The organism is Pedobacter sp. 01N416 (assembly GCF_056399685.1).
On sequence record NZ_JBFTRT010001053.1, the window covers coordinates 1 to 555 of the forward strand.

General features: G+C 41.4%; 1 protein-coding gene. It reads left to right on the top strand.

From position 1 onward, the window contains the following. A partial coding sequence (locus AC1DND_RS29195) for a hypothetical protein (protein ID WP_477586512.1) occupies positions 1-555 on the top strand: 555 nt, incomplete at both ends.

Sequence of the window (555 nt, forward strand, 5' to 3'; positions counted from 1 at the left end):
ACCGTCAACAAATCAGGCTTTTATCGACTGGATCTGGACGGTAAAAAATCAGATCTCTACCAGATCGAGATCATTCCTGATTTACCCGTTACGATTAAAATTACGCAACCCAAACAGCATACCACGATTGATATCGGTCAGCCGCAAAAGATTAACCTGAACGTATCACTTACAGATGACTATGGCATCAACGACGCCTATATATCGGCAACCATGGCCAGTGGTAAAGGTGAAGGGGTGAGTTTCACCGAGAAAAAACTATCGTTTAATACTGGGTTTGATAATAAAAAGAACCTCACGTTAAGTAAACAGATCGACTTAAAAAGCCTTGGCATGAAACCAGGTGATGAACTTTACTTTTTCATCAAAGCGATGGATAACCATGGTCAATCGAGCCGTTCGGATGTCTATTTCGTTTCGATTGTAGATACTGCCGAATTAATGAGTTTAGCAGGAATGACCAATGGCGTTAACCTGGTTCCAGAATATTTCAGGAGCGAAAGGCAGATCATTATCGATACCGAGAAACTGTTGAAGGAACAATCGACATTGCCT